Here is a 16,904-nt window from a genome sequence, read left to right as displayed (position 1 = left end):
CATGTAGATCTACATGGATAGTCAGATATGGCTCCCCGGTACCGTGGGCTTTATGGTACGCAGGTACAAATAGACCCGAATAACGCAACGGAGCCGGAGTAAATATTCTCCGGCTCCTCTTTATGGTATTCCGTCATTATCCAAGTATCACTTGCAGATCCGCTTCCGGTGTGCTGATGGGCTTGATGTTGAATTTTTCGACCAGGACGTCCAGCACGTTCGGAGAGATAAACGCGGGCAACGTGGGCCCAAGGTAGATGTTCTTAAGGCCTAACGACAGAAGCGTCAGCAGGATGCACACGGCTTTCTGTTCGTACCACGAGAGGACCAGCGTCAGCGGGAGGTCGTTTACTTCACAGTTGAAGGCGCCGGCCAGGGCCACGGCCACCTGGATGGCGGAATAAGCGTCGTTGCACTGGCCCATGTCCATAATGCGCGGCAGGCCGCCGATTTCACCGAGGTTGAGGTCGTTGAAGCGGTACTTGCCGCAGGCCAGGGTCAAGACGACGGTGTCTTTGGGAGTCTTTTTCACAAACTCGGTGTAGTAGTTGCGGCCGGCCCTGGCGCCGTCACAGCCTCCTACGAGAAAGAAGTGCTTGATGGCGCCGGCTTTGACTGCTTCAATGACCGTGTCGGCAACGCCAAGCACGGTGTTGCGGGCGAAGCCGGTCATGAGTTCAGAACCCCCGTTGATGCCGGTCAGCTTTTTGTCTTCCGCCCATCCGCCGAGTTCGAGCGCCTTGTTGATTACCGGCGTGAAATCCTTTACGCCGTTATTTTCCGGTATGTGCTTGAGGCCGGGGTAGCCGACGACCGAGGTGGTAAAGAGCCTGTCGGCATAAGAAGCCCTGGGTGGCATCAGACAGTTAGTTGTATAGATGACAGGGGCCGGGATGTTGTCAAATTCCTTTTGCTGGTTCTGCCAGGCGGTACCGAAGTTGCCTTTCAAATGCGGGTATTTTTTCAGTTCCGGATAGCCGTGGGCGGGCAGCATTTCGCTGTGGGTATAGATGTTGACGCCCTTGCCCTCGGTCTGCTCAAGGAGCTGTTGTAAGTCAAGCAGGTCGTGGCCGGTAATCACGATAAACGGTCCTTTTTCGATAGTAGTGGGGACTTTTACCGGTACGGGATGCCCGTAAGCGGAAGTGTTGGCTTCATCCAGCAGGGCCATGCATTTGAGGTTGACCTGACCGAACTCCATGATCAGACCCAGCCATTCCTCAACAGTGTGCTCCTCGCCGATGGCCCGCATGCCCTTGAAGAACCATGCTGTCACTTCATCGTCTTCTTTACCCAGTACGTAAGCATGCCAGGCATAGGCCGCCATGCCCCGCAAACCGAGAAGCAGTGTGGAACGCAGGGATACCAGATCGGTATCGCCCTTCCATAGTACGTCTACGGCCAGGTCTTTTGCGCCTCCCAGTTTTTCTTTTTCAGCTTGCACAAGGCTCTTTAGCTCGTCGATGCGGGGGCCGTCGAAGTTTACATTGGTGACTGTTGCAAAAAGCGCCTGCATCATCAGTTCTTCGCCTTTCTTACCCGGGTCCTTGTCCTGGGCGGCGCGGGCCAGGCCAACCAGGGCGCAGGTCAGTTCATCATGCTTGTTAGCGACTTCCGGCTGCTTGCCGCACACGCCTGACTTGGCGCAGCCTTTGCCTCCCGCAGTCTGCTCACACTGGAAACAAAACATCATTCATTCCTCCTCGTTTATTTGAGTAATTATGAAATTCTCATTGTTTTAGGGCTGGGTGCTTTTACGACGAAGAATTCCAGCAACTCATCATGCCGGTTTGATACATTCATCTTGATATTAAACGGGATTGTGATGATACTGCCTTCAGGATAGTTGTGTTCTTCCTGCCCGGCCAGCTGCAACGTCATGGTTCCGTTGATTATTATCATATAAACATTGGAATTGGTGTAGTGTTCGGGAAGAGCATCTCCTTTCGGCAAAATCATGTGATTGATCCCGGTATGATCGTCTTCAAGGATTTTCTCTACCAGTTTTTTGGCGGATTTGGCGAAGTTAAACTGTTTTTCAAGCATCTTTTCACCTCCATCTCTCCGCATGTTTCCACCTATGTTTCGAATGTGTTGTTCTTATTCCTCCACAATTCTTCCGTCGGTTGCGACAGTGACAATATGCCAGGGTATCATTTTGCCGCTGTTTACCAGCGCCTGTTTTACCGCGTTTACGATGCCGCCGCAGCAGGGCACCTCCATGCGGAGCACGGTGACGCTTTTGATTTCGTGCGCTTTCAATATCTCGGTCAATTTTTCGGCATAATCGATATCATCCAGCTTTGGGCAGCCGATGATGGTGATTTTGTTGCGCATGAAATCATTATGGAAATTGGCATAGGCAAAAGCTGTGCAATCAGCTGCAACCAGCAGGTGGGCATGGTCGAAGTATGGAGCGTTCACCGGTACCAGCTTGATCTGACAGGGCCATTGGCGAAGCTGTGACACAGGCACGGCATGTCCGGCTATGGCAGGCGCCGGCGCGTCCGCCTCTTTCCTCTCAATAGCCCTGGCATGGGCGCCGGGGCAGCCGCAGGCGAGCTTTTCGGGCATGGGATTAAGCCTTGCGTCCATGTGTTTTTTTACAGCCTCTTCATCAAAGGCAGCGGCTTCGCGCTCTTCAATGGTTATGGCTCCAGCCGGGCACTCCGGCAGACAGGCTCCCAGACCGTCGCAATAGCTTTCAGATACCAGCCTGGCCTTCCCGTTTACCAGTTGCAGGGCGCCCTCATGACAGGCGTCGACACAGAGCCCGCAGCCGTTGCATTTGGCCTCGTCAATCGTGATTATTTTTCTTTTCACCTGTGGCACCTCCTTGTTAAACTTTGTAGTCTCCCGGAAACCCGAAAGTCCATATGGTTTAAAAATATTGCAACAAGATTAATAGGCCATTAATAAACGCTTAACTTTTTCTTGCGGCTTTTATGAATTTATTTTAATATAGTTAAAGCATAAAAACGGTAACCATGGTTACCAAAATCAAAGGTGAGTGAAAAAATTTGTTTAAGAAATGGATGAAAGTTTTAGCAAAATGTGCCTTATTCGAGGGAATAAGCCCGGAGGAATTGAATATAGTGCTTTCATGCCTTAACCCGAAAGTGAGCGACTATGATAAGAATGAAACGCTGACTGTTACCGGAGAAAGACTTTCCGGTTTGGGTATAGTCCTTGCCGGTGAGGTGGTAGTTGCCAAAGAAAATGCTGCGGGCAACCGGGTTATTATGGCCGTAAACGGCCCCGGGGAGATGTTTGGCGAAATAGCCGCGTTTTCAGAAGATGGTGTATGGCCTGCCTCGGTGGTGGCGCGGGGAGCATGCACGGTTATGTTACTGCCGGCGGGAAAGATAGTGGGCAGCTGTGAAAGGTCGTGTGGAAGCCATAAACTGCTGATTACAAACATGCTCGGCATTGTTTCCGATAAGGCGCTGATGCTGAACAGAAAGGTAGAATACCTGGCAATAAGAAGCTTGAGGGGAAAGATCAGCACTTTTCTACTGGAGCAGTATAGAAGAACAGGCAAGGACACGTTCATGATGCCTCTTAAACGCAATGAGCTTGCGGATTTCCTGAACGTTTCCCGCCCGTCTTTATCACGCGAGATGAGCAGGATGAGGGATGAAGGGGTTATAGATTTTCACCGGGACTCCATAAAAATTAAGCAGGTTGAGGCTTTGAGAAGTATGGCCGGATAGAACAAGGGTCAAAGAAGAGCGTTCTAGTTAAAATTTTTATGCAACACTTAGCATGATTTAATCGTTGTTATTGATGATAGGTGCTGCACCACACCCTATATTGGGTATTCCTATACCGGGTAGGAATGTCCTTAACTTATGAATGCTCCTTTAATTAATTTCATGAACTGGATCACTCCTATGTTCCACTAAAGCCGACCAGCAAAGGTGGACAGAGGAAGCAGCCCCTGGCAGCTTGATCCCATGCAAGTGTCACTTACCTTTGTTGTTATCCGGGTTCCGGAAGACGGATTTACGTGAAATTCAGGTTCATAAGGACAAGGGGACAAGGAACCTGTCCCCTTGTCCCCAGGCTATGCCCTTCTTTTTCAAAAGGTATATTGTGTACACTATGTACATAATATACAATTGGAGGTGAAAGGCATGACCTTACCAAAGGAAGGTGTAATTATGCGTGAAGTGATTAATGCCACAGATGCAAGGAAGGAATGGGGCAGTTTTATTGATAATGTAGTTCGCTTTAAGCCATCTGTGATAAAAAGAAACAGAGATTATCTGGCTGCTATATCTCTGGAGCATTTCGATCTTGTTCTAACACCCTATCGGTTTACTTTAGAGTATGAAAAAGAGGCTGATGGCAGCTTCAGTGGTTCGTTAAAAGAGCTGGACTTATTGGCCAATGCAGACAGTTTGGAGGCATTAAAAACAGAGATCGTTCAAGAATTAGTTGAATATGCTCATGAATACATGAATGAATTCGATAAGTATTATAACGCTCCCAATAGAAAACCGCATTTCCCCTATGTTATGCGAGTGATTATCCAGAAAGACAAGGAAGCAATTAGGAGTTTGATTGATGCCTAGTTGGAGAGAACTAAAACGTTTTTGTGAACGGGACGGATGGGAGCTGTTTAAAGACACAGATCATTATTTCTATAGAAAAATTATGGCTGATGGGAGTTTAAAACGTACCAAGGTGTCCAAGGGCACAGGTGAAATCCCTAAGTGGTTGTGGAAGGACATCTTAAAGAAGCAGTTGCAGGTGGACGAAGCATATTTCAATAAAATGATTTGACAGGAGGGGTCTTTTGGGCTTTGTTTGGGATGATAGAATTGGCCTGGGATCTTCCGGCAGAGAAATTGTCGGTTATGCGCTTTTCTCTATTCTCCTAAAAGAAGGAAGGATAGTGAATCATATAGTCCAGGGAGCACAACTCCCCGGACTATTTTTTCCCTTGAACCTGTTGAATACTTATACTTATATCAAAGATAAATTTCCCCTGGCCTGGAATGGGAAAATAAATCCAAATTATGGAGAATATTGTAAACTACGAGGATGGGACAAAGAGAATACGGTCTTCCGGCAGTCGTAGGCGTGGAAAACGCCACGAAGCTACTTAGAGACGGGCAGAGGATCCGGGTGAACGGAACGGAAGGGTATGTGGAAATGCTGTGGTTGAGGAATGGACGGTATCAGTGGACGTTGTAAGGATATGCTATTCGGCAAACTCACGCATTTCCAAGTAAGGGAATATTTTGTCTGAAAGAAGCAACAACACAATCCCCACAGCCGTATTGGCGGCAAGAACGGCTATTTCTGCAAACCACACACTATGGGTGAACCAAAATGCCAGGCCGCCGGCAATTAGAGCCGGAATGCCTACAATTAAGATTTCCACAAACAACATTAAAGGATAAAAAAGCTTCCGGTCTAAAGAGGAAGGCAGCAGGACATGAGTTAAAGCAATAATATTGGATTGTTCGAAGAATAAGGATGTAACCAGGAAGGACATTAAAACCGCGGGCATGAATATCCCGGTATCCTTGGTATGCAAAAATACGATCATGGCATAACTTAAGTTCAGCAGAAACATGTTCAAGCCGAAACGTAAGTTTGGCAAGGTATTAACGGCCAACGCCTTCCGAAAAAAAGTCCCCGGCAAAGTATATAAGTACGGGAGAGCAAGTTCTTCGCTTAAAGGGCCGGAAAAGCTGCGAAAAAATAAAAAGTAGGCAAGAATTCCGTTTTGCGCGTGGAGAAGACCATGATCTAACGCTTGACCGTTACGCAGTGCAATGAAACCGGTAACCAGACCTGTAATCACGGATAACGGAGCCAGGTAGCCCACATATTCGTTAATGCCGGTGCGGCGGTACTTGACCACTTGATTAAACATGAACGCCCGGCTTCCCGGAAAGCGTCGCTCTACTGTGACATGTTTCCTGTTCAGGAAACGTTGCCATAAACCGGATATGGCGCTGGAGGATTGGAATATACCCTGCGTCTTGCCGCTGCGCTTGGCGGCATGAATCGTCTCCAGCCTCTCGGCAAGTTCGAGTACATCCTCATAGTAATCCCTGGCCAGGGCATAGACCAAACAATTAGCAGCCAGGACGGTTAACGCCACTAGGAAAATAGCCGTATAAACAGCCGGAGCCGCGCCGAAAAAAGCCGCCCGGGCAAGCTGCAGAATCCAGCCGGACAAGGGAAAGTTGAGAATTCCCGGCGCTTGATAACCAAGAAGAATATTGAGACTGAATAGATTTCCTTGTGTGTATTTCAACCAGCTGAAGAGCAACCAGACGATGGAAATGAGCAAAATACCCCGGACCCAGCGCTCTTTTCCATAGCGGACCGAAACAAGAAATATCAAAAAAGAAACCGGGGTGATAAGTAATCCCAAAGATACTATCGATAGGTATACCAGGAGAATTCCCTCAATGTTTAAGCCCATATTAAACATGGTTGGAGTAAGAATGAGGGCTGGAATGCAGGTCTTGGCCATGTCTGAAGGAATTTTCTTGATCAGGCTCCATAAAAGGATATGGTTGGGCGCAAGCGGGGACGGAAAGAGGAGATTGACATCTCCCATTTGAAAAGAATATGACAATTTTCTTAAAGCAGAAAAAAAAGATGAAAACATAATAAATCCGGTAAACAGCGCATAGGCGGCAAGAACAATATGCGCGGTATCGCCTGTCACAGCAAAGGCGCGTTGCCCGCTGTTCTTGATTGCCGGGAACATGATCAGAAAAATCCAGGCGGCAAACAGAAAGTAGCTCACGAGCTTTTTGGGACTGCGGCGAATTTCCAGCAGATAGTTTTTGAGTTTAAGCAGGTCATAGCGCAGAAGAATGGCAAAATCATGCATCAGCGGTTACCTCCAGGAACACTTCCTCCAGAGAGGCTTTCTCTTCTCCCAGACGCGATCTGAGTTCCGCAAGACTTCCGTCGGCAATGGTCTTCCCCTTTTTCAAAACAATGATGCGGCTGCAAATGTTTTCAATGGGGTCTAGAAGGTGCGTGCTGACAAAAAGGGTCCGCCCCTCGTCTTTTAGCTCTCGAATCAAATCTTTGAGGTTCTTAATGGCTTTCGGGTCAAGCCCGACCATGGGCTCGTCCAAAAATAAAATCCGGGCATCGGAAATAATCCCGCAGCAAAGGGAAAGCTTTTGGCGCATTCCCTTGGAAAGCGCTTTGACAAATTCATCGCGTTGTTCCCAGATTTCAAATAGCCGCAGCAATTGTTCCGCTTTTGCTTCCCAGCGCGCTACTTCATAAGCGTCGGTGATAAAACGCAAGTGTTCCCATACCGTCAGCATATTGTAAAGCTGGGGTACTTCGGGTACATACGCTGAAATCTTGCGGGCTTGCCGGGAGCCCCGCGGTTTCCCTGCTATTAAAATATCCCCGCCGGTAGGCCTGAGCAAGCCGACAATGCATTTGATCAAGGTGCTTTTTCCTGCGCCATTGGGGCCGAGAAGCCCTACAGTTTCTCCTTTAATGAGGTTAAAATTTAAATCGTCCACAGCTGTTTTCTTGCCGAATTTTTTAGTGAGATGCCGGATTTCCAGGATAGAGCCAATTTTCATTAAAAAAACCTGCCTTGGAATCTTAATTGTTTCTTATGTTGGATACGTTCTATATACTTAATTATATAACGAAATATATTTGAAAGGAGCACAAAATGAGGTTCATCCATAAAACAAATGGTAAACGGGCAGTATGCTGGATGATATTCAAAACAAAATTCATCCAGGTGTATCACGTCCTTTATATCCCCGTTTGGCACCCGTGGCCTGGTGATGTTGGTATCGACAGTTCGTTAGCCATGAAAACCACTTGCAAGAATAAGCCAAATATGTGGCCTCTGGCTAATATACGTGCTGGTGGTGGGTCTGCTGACTACTATAAATAAATGAATGGGCTTTAATAAAAAAATTAATTGTTTTTTGTCACAAAACAGCTCCTTGATAAGTTTATTTATTAGGGCTTTATTTACGGGCTCCAGATTAAAGGGCAAAAAAAATTGTCCGGCCGTTGAAATAAAACTGCGTTTTATTCGTCTAAACTATTAGATTTGGTAATTTTCAATGAAGGGGGAAGTGTTTTTTGCATCTCAATTTACAGCGGCTACGGAAAGTTTCAGGGAAAAAGATGCTTGCCGGGGTGCTGATCCTCGGCGTTATTGTGTCAATGGCTGCGCTAAACCTGGCAAGGAGCAAAAAACAGGCCGGCATCCCGGTCAAAGTCGCCAAAACAGAGATCAAGCCCATCCAGGATAATGTTTTTGCTTCCGGAAGGGTGAGGTTAACCCAAAAACAAGAGTTATACAATTATACCTCTACCACCGTCAGAGAGCTCTTCGTATCTCCAGGTGATCAGGTGCAAAAAGGGCAGGTCCTGGGCCTGCTTGACCCTGTCGACCTGGAGGATAAGCTAAATGAGGCCAGAGTGAATTTTAATGTCCAGGAGTCCAACTTAAACAAAGCAATCTATCCACGGGATGAAGAAGTGGCCCAGGAAAGAGCCAGTTACCAGAGGGCGGAGGCCGATTACCGCAATGCCCAGAAAGAATATGAGCGTACAAAGGTTTTGTTCGAGCAGGGAGCAGTCAGCGCCAAAGATCTTGAAGATGCCGAGTTGGAGAAGACCGTCAAAGAAGCAGAGTATAAGAGGGCTGGAGAAGGGCTGACCATGAAGGAAACCGGCCCCACCGGTCACGAACGCGAATCCCTGCAGGCCCAGGTGGAACAAGCCCGGCTGCAGGTGGAGCAGGCTGAAAAGAACCTTAACAGGACGGTACTGCGGGCGGAAATGGACGGTGTGGTAACAGCTGTTGAGGTGATGGCGGGCGACTTCGTTCAAATGGGGACCCTGTTAATGACCATCGGCGATGCCGGGCAGCTTGAAGTTACTGCCGGGGTGAGCGAGGCCGACAGTGGCAGGCTAATGCCCGGGCAGAAGGTGGCGATCACTGCCGCTGCTCAGCCCAACCGGGAATACACCGGAATTGTCCAGAGTGTTTCACCCGCCGCGGTAGCGGCGAAAACTGCGGAAAATGGCAGCCAGATTGAAGTGCCGGTGATTGTAAAAATGGAATGTGACATAGAAGGATTACGCCCCGGTTACACGGTTGATCTGAGTATTAATGTGGTAGACAAGGAGAATGCCCTGGTGGTGCCGTACGAAGCCGTTATGGAGAAAGAGGGATTAAAGCAAGTTTTTGTGATTGAAAACCAGGTGGCAAGGTTAAAGGATGTTGCCACCGGGGTCGACACCGCATTATTTACAGAAATATTATCAGGCCTGTCAGAAGGCGATACAGTTGTTGTCAGCCCTATAGGGACACTGATGGACGGGATGCGGGTAAATGAAATAGCAAATCAGCCCCCGTCCAATGAGGGAGCAACAACATTATGATCAGGGTAGCAAACCTCAGTAAAGTGTACCGGGCGGGTGAGCATCCGGTAGTTGCCCTGTCTGATGTTAACCTGGAAGTGAAGCCGGGTGAGTTCGTAGCCATAATGGGACCATCCGGGTCCGGCAAATCCACCTTGATGAACCTGCTGGGCTGCCTGGATATTCCCACGTCAGGTTCCTACCGTCTGGACGGAATAGAGGTCAGTGGTATAAGTGATACCGGACTGTCACGTGTCCGCAACACCAAGATCGGCTTTGTTTTCCAGGCCTTCAACCTGTTACCCCGGATGAGCGCCATACGCAATGTCGAGCTACCGATGATTTACGCCGGGGTTGCGCCCCGCGAAAGAGTCAGGCGGGCCGCGCAGGCGCTTGCCAGAGTGGGCCTTGCGGAGAGGATGAACCACCGTCCCAGTGAACTTTCCGGCGGCCAGATCCAGAGGGTGGCGCTTGCCCGTGCCCTGGTCAACAGCCCCGCTGTAATTCTGGCGGACGAACCAACGGGAAATCTGGACACCCGTGCGGGTGAGGAGGTAATGGCCATTTTCCAGGAACTGAACCGCAGCGGGGCTACCATCGTTCTGGTCACGCATGAGCGGGAGATTGCCCTGCATACCTCCAGGATTATCTTTTTCAGGGACGGGCACCTGGTGGGCGACGAACCTGTTGCCGACCCGTTGGATGCCAGGGAATATGTCGATATAGCAATAAAAGCGGGGCAGTCCGGCGGTTGTGCCCAAAGCGGGGAGGCTGATGTGGAATGAACCTTTTGGAGAGCATCAGATTGGCTCTGGAGGGGATCATGGTCAGTAAGCTGCGCTCATTTTTGACCACCCTTGGCATCGTGATCGGCATTGCTGCCGTAATTGCGGTGGTTGCCATCGGCCAGGGCGGCAGGGCGGTATTGATGTCGGAGATGGAGAAGATAGGCACCAATATATTCGCCATCTACGTGGACTGGCGGAGCAGCAAGCAGGTCACTGGGCGGGAGTTCGATTTAAGTGATATAGAGGTGATTAAGGATAAGGTGCCTGATGTTACCCACCTTTCCCCCCGGAATCAAAGCATGGCTGACGCAAGGGGCCCCAAGGATATAAAATATGCCCAGATCACAGGCGTTTCTTCTGATTATCCCTATATCCGGAAGTTTGATATGAAGGAAGGCCATTTTTTCACGGAGGCAGATGACGCAGGCAAGCGACGGGTGGCTGTAATCGATGAAGAACTAGCCGGACAGATTTTCGGCAGGGTGCAGGCGCTGGGCAGCAAGGTTACTGTTGGCAGCACCCCTTTCCTGGTGGTGGGGGTGGTGGCAAAGGGGGAATCCGCTCTGGGGTTTAGTGAAACTCCCAGTATATATATACCCATTGGGGTCTGGCAGGGCATGTTCAACACCCGGGTACAGATGCTGGAGGGCAGCGCAGGCTCAAAGGAAAAGGTGGACGAGGCCATGGGCCAGGCCGTGCAGGTACTGGAGCGGCGGCACCGGATGCCCGGCAAGTATGCCAGTGAGAGCATGGAACAACAGATGCAGGCGGCCAACAAGATAACCGGTGTCCTCACCCTGATTATCGGAGCTATCGCTGGGATATCCCTCTTTGTGGGCGGGATTGGTGTGATGAATATTATGCTGGTGTCGGTGACCGAGCGGACCAGGGAGATTGGCCTGCGCATGGCCCTGGGTGCCAGGCGCAGGGATATTCTGGTCCAGTTCCTGATCGAAGCGGTGGTTCTTTGCCTTTTGGGCGGCATTACCGGCATGGCTTTGGGTACCGGTGGAGCTTACCTGATTGCCAAGTTGGCCAAGTGGCCGCCCCTGGTATCCTGGTGGACGGCGCTATTGGCTTTTGCGTTCTCTGCTGCTATCGGTGTGGTGTTCGGAATTTTGCCCGCCAACAAGGCGGCTAAGTTGAACCCCATCGAGGCGCTGAGAAGGGAATAACTATTTTCTGAGATGAGGTAAAACGAATATGCTCATATGATTATAAGAACCGAACATGATCCGCTGATGCAAGACCACAGTTTACCGGGTGCGCGAATTTATTGTTTTGATATTGCACTAAAAATGAAAATGATGTACAATATGTTTCGTCTTGATCGGTTCTAATCGTTTCTCCGCCAAAAGCTATGACATTTAAGGGGTTATCGGCTTTGAACAGCGATAACCCCTTTGCTTTTTAGCATGGTTATTAATTAAGGTTATACAGGAAAGGAAAAAATGAAAATGAAAATGGGTATGCTATAAGTATATCTTAAAAATATCTTAAAAAGCCGGTTCTAATCAGCGAAGCTAATTGGCGGATACTACTGGCTAACACCGGGCCAGCAGTAAGTTGTTGTGCAATTATAAATGAGCATAATTAAAATTCAATTACAGACAAAAGGGGAAGAAAAAAGATTGGCTGCATTTAATGAGTTTGGTTTGACCGGACCGGTGATCCGGTCCATTAATAATATGGGTTTCGAAGAAGCGACCCCCATCCAGGAGAGGGCTATCCCCGTGGCTCTAAGCGGGCAGGACCTGATTGGTCAGGCTCACACCGGGACCGGTAAAACGGCAGCCTTTGGTATACCTATGGTTGAGTTCTTCGATGTCGACCATGAGCAAATCCAGGGTGTTGTTTTAACCCCCACCCGTGAGCTGGCCATCCAGGTGGCCGAGGAATTAAATAAGATCGGGCAGTTCAAGGGTATCCGTGCGCTGCCGATCTACGGCGGTCAGGATATCACCCGCCAGATCAGGGCGCTCAAGAACAGGCCCCACATTATCGTGGCCACCCCTGGCCGTCTGATGGACCACATGAGGAGAAAGACAGTCCGTTTGAACCAGGTCAGGATAGTAGTTTTGGACGAGGCGGACGAGATGCTCAATATGGGCTTTGTCGAGGATATTGAGACCATCCTCACAGAAGTGCCTGAGGAGCGCCAGACATTGCTCTTTTCTGCGACTATGCCCGGTCCGATCCAGGCGCTGGCCCGGCGGTTCATGAGGAACCCGGAAGTGATCAGGATAGAAGGCAAGCAGGTTACCGTTGCAAACACCGAGCAAAGCTATATTGAAGTCGAAGAAAGACAAAAGTTTGATGTTTTCTGTCGCCTGCTGGACATCCAGTCTCCCGACCGGTCCATTGTCTTCGGCCGCACCAAGCGCCGGGTGGATGAGCTTTTTGATGCTCTAACCAAACGCGGTTATTCAGCCGAAGCGCTCCACGGCGATCTGGCCCAGTCCAAGCGGGACCTGGTGATGAGGCGGTTTAAGGAAGGTACTATTGAGGTGCTGGTGGCCACTGATGTTGCTGCTAGAGGTCTGGATATCAGCGATGTGACTCACATCTATAACTTTGACGTCCCGCAGGATCCGGAAAGTTATGTCCACCGCATCGGACGCACCGGCCGCGCCGGTAAACCAGGTGTGGCCATTACTTTTGTCACGCCCAGGGAGATTTATCAACTAAGAGTCATTGAGAACATGACCAGAAAGAAAATAGCGCGCATGCCTGTTCCCACGATTAAAGAGGTCATTGAAGGACAACAGCGCCTGGCGGTGGATCAGCTGCTGCAGGCTGTGGAAAATGGGGATGCGGGCAACTACAAGACTCTGGCCGAGGGTCTGCTGGAGGATAATGACGCGGTCACCCTTCTTTCAGCGGCATTAAAGGTGCTGACCAAAGAAACCGACCGCACCCCTGTCACCCTGACCGAGGAGCGGCCGCTCAGGATGAGGCAGGATAAATACCTGTCCCCCGGGAAGAGAGGGTACTCCAGAAATGCAAGCGGTAAAAAAGGTCCTGCCCGAAATAGCGGGCATTCCTCGCCGAGAGGGAAAAGCAGGTTTGGCAGCCGTTCTTACTAGAGCTATAAGCTGCTAGAATCTCGATAGAGATGCTTCTAGCTGATAACTTGAGCTGAAAGGTTCCCTTAAAAACGCAAGTCTAATTAAAAATAAGCTTCCAGAACCCAAAAAAATGTGGGTGTGAATTCATTCGCCACATGGCCCCAAAGAAATACAGTATGCGAGTTTAGTAGAACCCCCTTAAGCTGCTGTGAAGACAAAGGAGTTATCATCATTTAAACGATAACTCCTTTGATTTTTTGTCTTTTGCTATAGTCTGAACAGAATAATGGTAAATTGTTAATAATTCATATATAATTACTATATGTGCAAGATGAGGATGACCAGCTGAAAGTTGAAGGAATTTAACCGCTTTTGGATAGTTATTGGGAACACTCTGCCTAATTCAATATTTTAAGTTAATAGTATAATGCTGCAACGAAATAGAATTAAATACTTACATATCTTAGAGGAGACTCTTAATGTCACAACTGGAAAACATCGAAGCAATTGAAAAGCGACTCTGGAACGCGGCGGATACGCTGCGGGCAAACTCCAACTATGCCAGCAACGAGTATTTCATGCCCGTCATGGGTTTGATCTTTTTACGGCACGCGTACAGCCGTTACCTTAACGTCCGGGATGATATCGTCGCTTCCTTACCGCAGCGCGGCGGTAAGACACGTGAACTGACTAAAGAGGATTTCTCGCAGAAGAGCGCGATTTTCCTGCGGGAAAAAGCACAGTTTGACTACCTGGTGGCGCTTAAGGACAGCGATGACCGGGCCAAGGCTATTATTGACGCGATGGAGTCGATTGAGGCTGATTATGAAACATTGCGTGGTGCCCTTCCCAAGACGGAATACCAGGAACTGGACAATGCTGTGCTCGGGCAGCTCCTGCGTACTCTGAACCCGGAAGAATTAAAGCAAGCCTCCGGCGACATCTTCGGACGCATCTACGAATATTTCCTCACCCAGTTTGCCGACCTGAAGGCTCACGACGGCGGAGAGTTCTTCACGCCGGTGTCACTGGTCTCGCTTATTGCCAATGTGCTGGAGCCGGAACGGGGTGTCATCCTTGACCCTGCCTGCGGTTCCGGCGGTATGTTCGTACAGAGCGCCCATTTTGTGGAGCGCCTTCAGGCCAATCCCACAGAACGCCTCACTTTCTATGGCATGGAGAAAAATCCCACCACAATCCGCTTGGCCAAGATGAACCTGTCTGTGCACGGACTGGAGGGTGACATTCAAAAAGCCATCACTTACTATGAAGACCCGCATGAACTGGTAGGCAAGGCAGACTTTGTCATGGCCAATCCGCCCTTCAACGTGGACGAGGTGGACGCCGATAAAATAAAACGCGACCCGCGCTTGCCCTTAGGCTTGCCTGGTGTCAACAAGGGCGGTAAGGTTTCCAACGGCAATTACCTTTGGATCAGCTATTTCTACAGTTACCTGAATAAGTCAGGCCGTGCCGGTTTCGTTATGTCCTCTCAGGCTTCCAGCGCTGGCCGGGACGAGGCCAAGGTGCGCCGCAAGCTGATCGAGACCGGGGCGGTGGACCTCATGATCGCCATTCGCTCTAATTTTTTTTACACCCGTACCGTTCCCTGTGAACTGTGGTTCCTCAACCGGGCCAAGCCGGAGGATTATCGCGACAAGGTGCTCATGCTCGACGCGCGCAATATCTATCGCAAGGTGACGCGAAAAATTTATGACTTCAGCCCCGAACAGCTCCAGAACATTCTTGCAATCGTCTGGCTCTATCGCGGCCAAGGAGAACGTTTCATTGAACTGATAGCACGCTACCTGGGACAGGCACTTGCGGAAGCACGCGCCTGTTTCAGACAAAAGGGTGAAGCTGACCAGGAGGTAAACCTGCTGGCTGGCTATATAACCGCGCTTGGCTTGCTGAAAAAGGCCATGCAGCCTTTCCTTGATACTTTGACCGGTGATGAGGCTCACGCGGAAACGCTGGGGCAGTTGGAGGCTGCAAGCCAAACCTTCACCTTGGATGTGGAGGCCTTTTGCCAGAAGGCGGATGAGGAAGCGGCAAAATGGGAGAAACAGCAGCACTCCAACGAGGCATTAAATGAAGCTACCGGGCTCCTCGCCCCGCTTTCGGAAGCCAGCCGTGACCTGGTCAGGCAGGCTGACCTGCTCTACAAGCTTGCTGTCCGCCTGGTTGACGTATGCGAGAACGAGCTTGCTGCAAAGGATAGTGACCTCTGGGTGAGCCGTGATATTACCAAAGCCCGCAAGGCGGCTGACACTGCCCGGCAGACCGCGATAGATCAGCTAAAAGCTGTACGTTATTTTCACAAACAGGCTGTCTGGCTCACCGTACGCTTCCCCGATGGCGTATTGAGGGATGTCGAAGGTCTGGTAAAGCTGGTGGACAAGGCTGATTTGGAAGCTAATGACTGGAGCCTGACACCTGGCCGCTATGTCGGGGTCTCTCCCGAGGAAGAGGATGAGGGCTTCGACTTCGAGGAAGCCCTCCGTGAAATCCACATGGAGTTGGAAGGACTCAACACCGAGGCGGTGGAACTGGCCTCGAAGATAGCCAGGAATTTTAAGGAGTTGGGGATATGAGTGAATACCCGGCGCAATTTAATTCGGAAATACTTTTTTACCAGACTGAAGACGGGCAAACACGTGTCGAGGTGCGTCTATCGAATGAAAGTGTTTGGCTCTCTCTTAAACAGATGGCGGAGCTGTTTCAACGGGACAAGTCGGTCATTTCCAGACATATACGCAATGTTTTCGAAGAAGGGGAATTGGAGCCCGGAGCAGTTGTTGCAAAATATGCAACAACTGCGGCTGACAGAAAAACCTACCAGGTGGATTATTACAATCTTGACGTAATTATTTCTGTTGGCTATCGCGTCAGGTCTCACCGGGGCACCCAGTTTCGCATGTGGGCCACGAACCTCCTGCGGGAATACATCATAAAAGGTTTTACGATGGACGATCAGCGGCTAAAACAGGCCGGTGGCGGCAATTATTTTGATGAACTGTTATCACGTATCCGGGACATCCGTTCATCAGAGAAGGTTTTCTGGCGGAAGGTGCTCGACATCTATGCTACAAGTATCGATTACGATCCTAACACCGACCTATCACGGGAATTCTTCGCCGTGGTGCAAAACAAGATGCACTGGGCGGCACATGGGCATACGGCTGCTGAGATAGTTGCCTCTCGTGCAGATGCAACCAAACCCAATATGGGGTTGACTACATGGACCGGTTCCAAACCATCGGCTGCCGATATTGAGTTTGCTAAAAACTACCTTAATCACGATGAGATTGATGCCTTGAACCGTATTGTCACAATATACCTTGACTTTGCCGAGTTCCAGGCACTTAACCGCAAACCCATGCATATGAGGGACTGGATCGCCAAGCTGGACGACTTTTTACGTATTAGCGAACGAGATATCCTGACTCATGCTGGGCAAATCAGTCACAAAGCAGCCGTGGCCAAGGCCCGTGCAGAATATGAAAATTATCGAGCACTACAGGCGAATAAGCCTTCGCCAGTTGAGAGCCACTTCAAAAAGGCTATAGAAGAGATGAAAAAGCTTGAGTCAGGGAAAAGGAAACCTGGTAAAGAATGAACATTGATATGCAACTTAAAGAGGTTGGCCATA

The 16,904-nt window shown here is 49.6% G+C and carries 14 protein-coding genes and 1 pseudogene; 10 read left to right on the top strand and 5 right to left on the bottom strand.

Going from position 1 to position 16,904, the window contains the following annotated elements; genetic code table 11:
• Window positions 1-136: 136 nt before the first annotated feature.
• From hcp to Psch_RS10280, 3 genes are read right to left on the bottom strand one after another with little or no spacing between them, the layout of a single operon-like run.
• Entirely contained in the window at window positions 137-1,693 is a 1,557-nt protein-coding gene (hcp, locus tag Psch_RS10290; RefSeq protein ID WP_190240103.1) for a hydroxylamine reductase, read from the bottom strand.
• A 26-nt stretch (window positions 1,694-1,719) separates the two neighbouring features.
• On the bottom strand, window positions 1,720-2,046 hold the full coding sequence (locus Psch_RS10285) for a cupin domain-containing protein (RefSeq protein ID WP_190240102.1): 327 nt from the start codon (window positions 2,044-2,046) through the stop codon (window positions 1,720-1,722).
• A gap of 54 nt (window positions 2,047-2,100) precedes the next feature.
• Window positions 2,101-2,823 carry an ATP-binding protein gene (locus tag Psch_RS10280; protein ID WP_190240101.1) on the bottom strand — a complete coding sequence of 241 codons (723 nt, stop codon included), beginning with the start codon at window positions 2,821-2,823 and terminating at the stop codon, window positions 2,101-2,103.
• A 272-nt stretch (window positions 2,824-3,095) separates the two neighbouring features.
• On the opposite strand from Psch_RS10280, the gene Psch_RS10275 reads away from it, so the two are divergent.
• From Psch_RS10275 to Psch_RS10260, 4 genes and pseudogenes are all read left to right on the top strand, one after another.
• Window positions 3,096-3,713, top strand: a complete 618-nt coding sequence (locus Psch_RS10275; RefSeq protein ID WP_345789066.1) for a Crp/Fnr family transcriptional regulator — start codon at window positions 3,096-3,098, stop codon at window positions 3,711-3,713.
• Between the two features lie 423 nt (window positions 3,714-4,136).
• Window positions 4,137-4,577, top strand: a complete 441-nt coding sequence (locus Psch_RS10270) for a hypothetical protein (protein ID WP_243124007.1) — start codon at window positions 4,137-4,139, stop codon at window positions 4,575-4,577.
• The gene (locus Psch_RS10265; protein ID WP_190240100.1) at window positions 4,570-4,788 is read left to right on the top strand and encodes a type II toxin-antitoxin system HicA family toxin; all 219 of its coding nucleotides are present in this window, start codon (window positions 4,570-4,572) and stop codon (window positions 4,786-4,788) included. The genes Psch_RS10270 and Psch_RS10265 overlap by 8 nt, the downstream gene beginning before the upstream one ends.
• Window positions 4,789-5,058: 270 nt before the next feature.
• A pseudogene (locus tag Psch_RS10260) lies at window positions 5,059-5,202 on the top strand (PEP-utilizing enzyme); the annotation flags it as partial.
• A gap of 7 nt (window positions 5,203-5,209) precedes the next feature.
• Here Psch_RS10260 and Psch_RS10255 read toward each other — a convergent pair.
• Window positions 5,210-6,865 (bottom strand): putative ABC exporter domain-containing protein, encoded by a 1,656-nt coding sequence (locus tag Psch_RS10255; protein ID WP_190240098.1) that lies wholly within the window; start codon window positions 6,863-6,865, stop codon window positions 5,210-5,212.
• Window positions 6,858-7,586: an ABC transporter ATP-binding protein gene (locus Psch_RS10250; RefSeq protein WP_206663745.1), complete on the bottom strand. Its 729-nt coding sequence runs from the start codon at window positions 7,584-7,586 to the stop codon at window positions 6,858-6,860. The genes Psch_RS10255 and Psch_RS10250 overlap by 8 nt, the downstream gene beginning before the upstream one ends.
• A gap of 520 nt (window positions 7,587-8,106) precedes the next feature.
• Here Psch_RS10250 and Psch_RS10245 point away from each other — a divergent pair.
• The 6 genes from Psch_RS10245 (at window position 8,107) to Psch_RS10220 (ending at window position 16,871) form a co-directional block, all read left to right on the top strand.
• Window positions 8,107-9,417 (top strand): efflux RND transporter periplasmic adaptor subunit, encoded by a 1,311-nt coding sequence (locus Psch_RS10245; RefSeq protein WP_190240097.1) that lies wholly within the window; start codon window positions 8,107-8,109, stop codon window positions 9,415-9,417.
• A complete protein-coding gene (locus tag Psch_RS10240; RefSeq protein WP_190240096.1) occupies window positions 9,414-10,181 on the top strand; it encodes an ABC transporter ATP-binding protein in 768 nt (255 codons plus the stop codon). Before Psch_RS10245 ends, Psch_RS10240 begins: the two co-directional genes overlap by 4 nt.
• Window positions 10,178-11,359, top strand: coding sequence for an ABC transporter permease (locus tag Psch_RS10235; RefSeq protein WP_190240095.1), 1,182 nt, complete (start codon window positions 10,178-10,180; stop codon window positions 11,357-11,359). The genes Psch_RS10240 and Psch_RS10235 overlap by 4 nt, the downstream gene beginning before the upstream one ends.
• Window positions 11,360-11,815: 456 nt before the next feature.
• The gene (gene cshA, locus Psch_RS10230) at window positions 11,816-13,270 is read left to right on the top strand and encodes a degradosome RNA helicase CshA (RefSeq protein ID WP_190240094.1); all 1,455 of its coding nucleotides are present in this window, start codon (window positions 11,816-11,818) and stop codon (window positions 13,268-13,270) included.
• 461 nt (window positions 13,271-13,731) lie between these two features.
• Complete coding sequence (locus tag Psch_RS10225) at window positions 13,732-15,846, top strand: type I restriction-modification system subunit M (protein WP_190240093.1); 2,115 nt, start codon at window positions 13,732-13,734, stop codon at window positions 15,844-15,846.
• Window positions 15,843-16,871, top strand: coding sequence for a virulence RhuM family protein (locus tag Psch_RS10220; protein ID WP_190240092.1), 1,029 nt, complete (start codon window positions 15,843-15,845; stop codon window positions 16,869-16,871). The genes Psch_RS10225 and Psch_RS10220 overlap by 4 nt, the downstream gene beginning before the upstream one ends.
• Window positions 16,872-16,904 lie beyond the last annotated feature (33 nt).

The organism is Pelotomaculum schinkii (assembly GCF_004369205.1).
In the GTDB taxonomy this organism is placed as follows: domain Bacteria; phylum Bacillota; class Desulfotomaculia; order Desulfotomaculales; family Pelotomaculaceae; genus Pelotomaculum_C; species Pelotomaculum_C schinkii.
This window is presented reverse-complemented; position numbering and strand designations above follow the sequence as displayed.

Coding starts and splice junctions, on each gene's coding strand:
- hcp (WP_190240103.1), bottom strand. CDS start 1,693: ATGATGTTTTGTTTCCAGTGTGAGCAGACTGCGGGAGGCAAAGGCTGC.
- Psch_RS10285 (WP_190240102.1), bottom strand. CDS start 2,046: ATGCTTGAAAAACAGTTTAACTTCGCCAAATCCGCCAAAAAACTGGTA.
- Psch_RS10270 (WP_243124007.1), top strand. CDS start 4,137: ATGACCTTACCAAAGGAAGGTGTAATTATGCGTGAAGTGATTAATGCC.
- Psch_RS10265 (WP_190240100.1), top strand. CDS start 4,570: ATGCCTAGTTGGAGAGAACTAAAACGTTTTTGTGAACGGGACGGATGG.
- Psch_RS10255 (WP_190240098.1), bottom strand. CDS start 6,865: ATGCATGATTTTGCCATTCTTCTGCGCTATGACCTGCTTAAACTCAAA.
- Psch_RS10250 (WP_206663745.1), bottom strand. CDS start 7,586: ATGAAAATTGGCTCTATCCTGGAAATCCGGCATCTCACTAAAAAATTC.
- Psch_RS10240 (WP_190240096.1), top strand. CDS start 9,414: ATGATCAGGGTAGCAAACCTCAGTAAAGTGTACCGGGCGGGTGAGCAT.
- Psch_RS10235 (WP_190240095.1), top strand. CDS start 10,178: ATGAACCTTTTGGAGAGCATCAGATTGGCTCTGGAGGGGATCATGGTC.
- Psch_RS10225 (WP_190240093.1), top strand. CDS start 13,732: ATGTCACAACTGGAAAACATCGAAGCAATTGAAAAGCGACTCTGGAAC.
- Psch_RS10220 (WP_190240092.1), top strand. CDS start 15,843: ATGAGTGAATACCCGGCGCAATTTAATTCGGAAATACTTTTTTACCAG.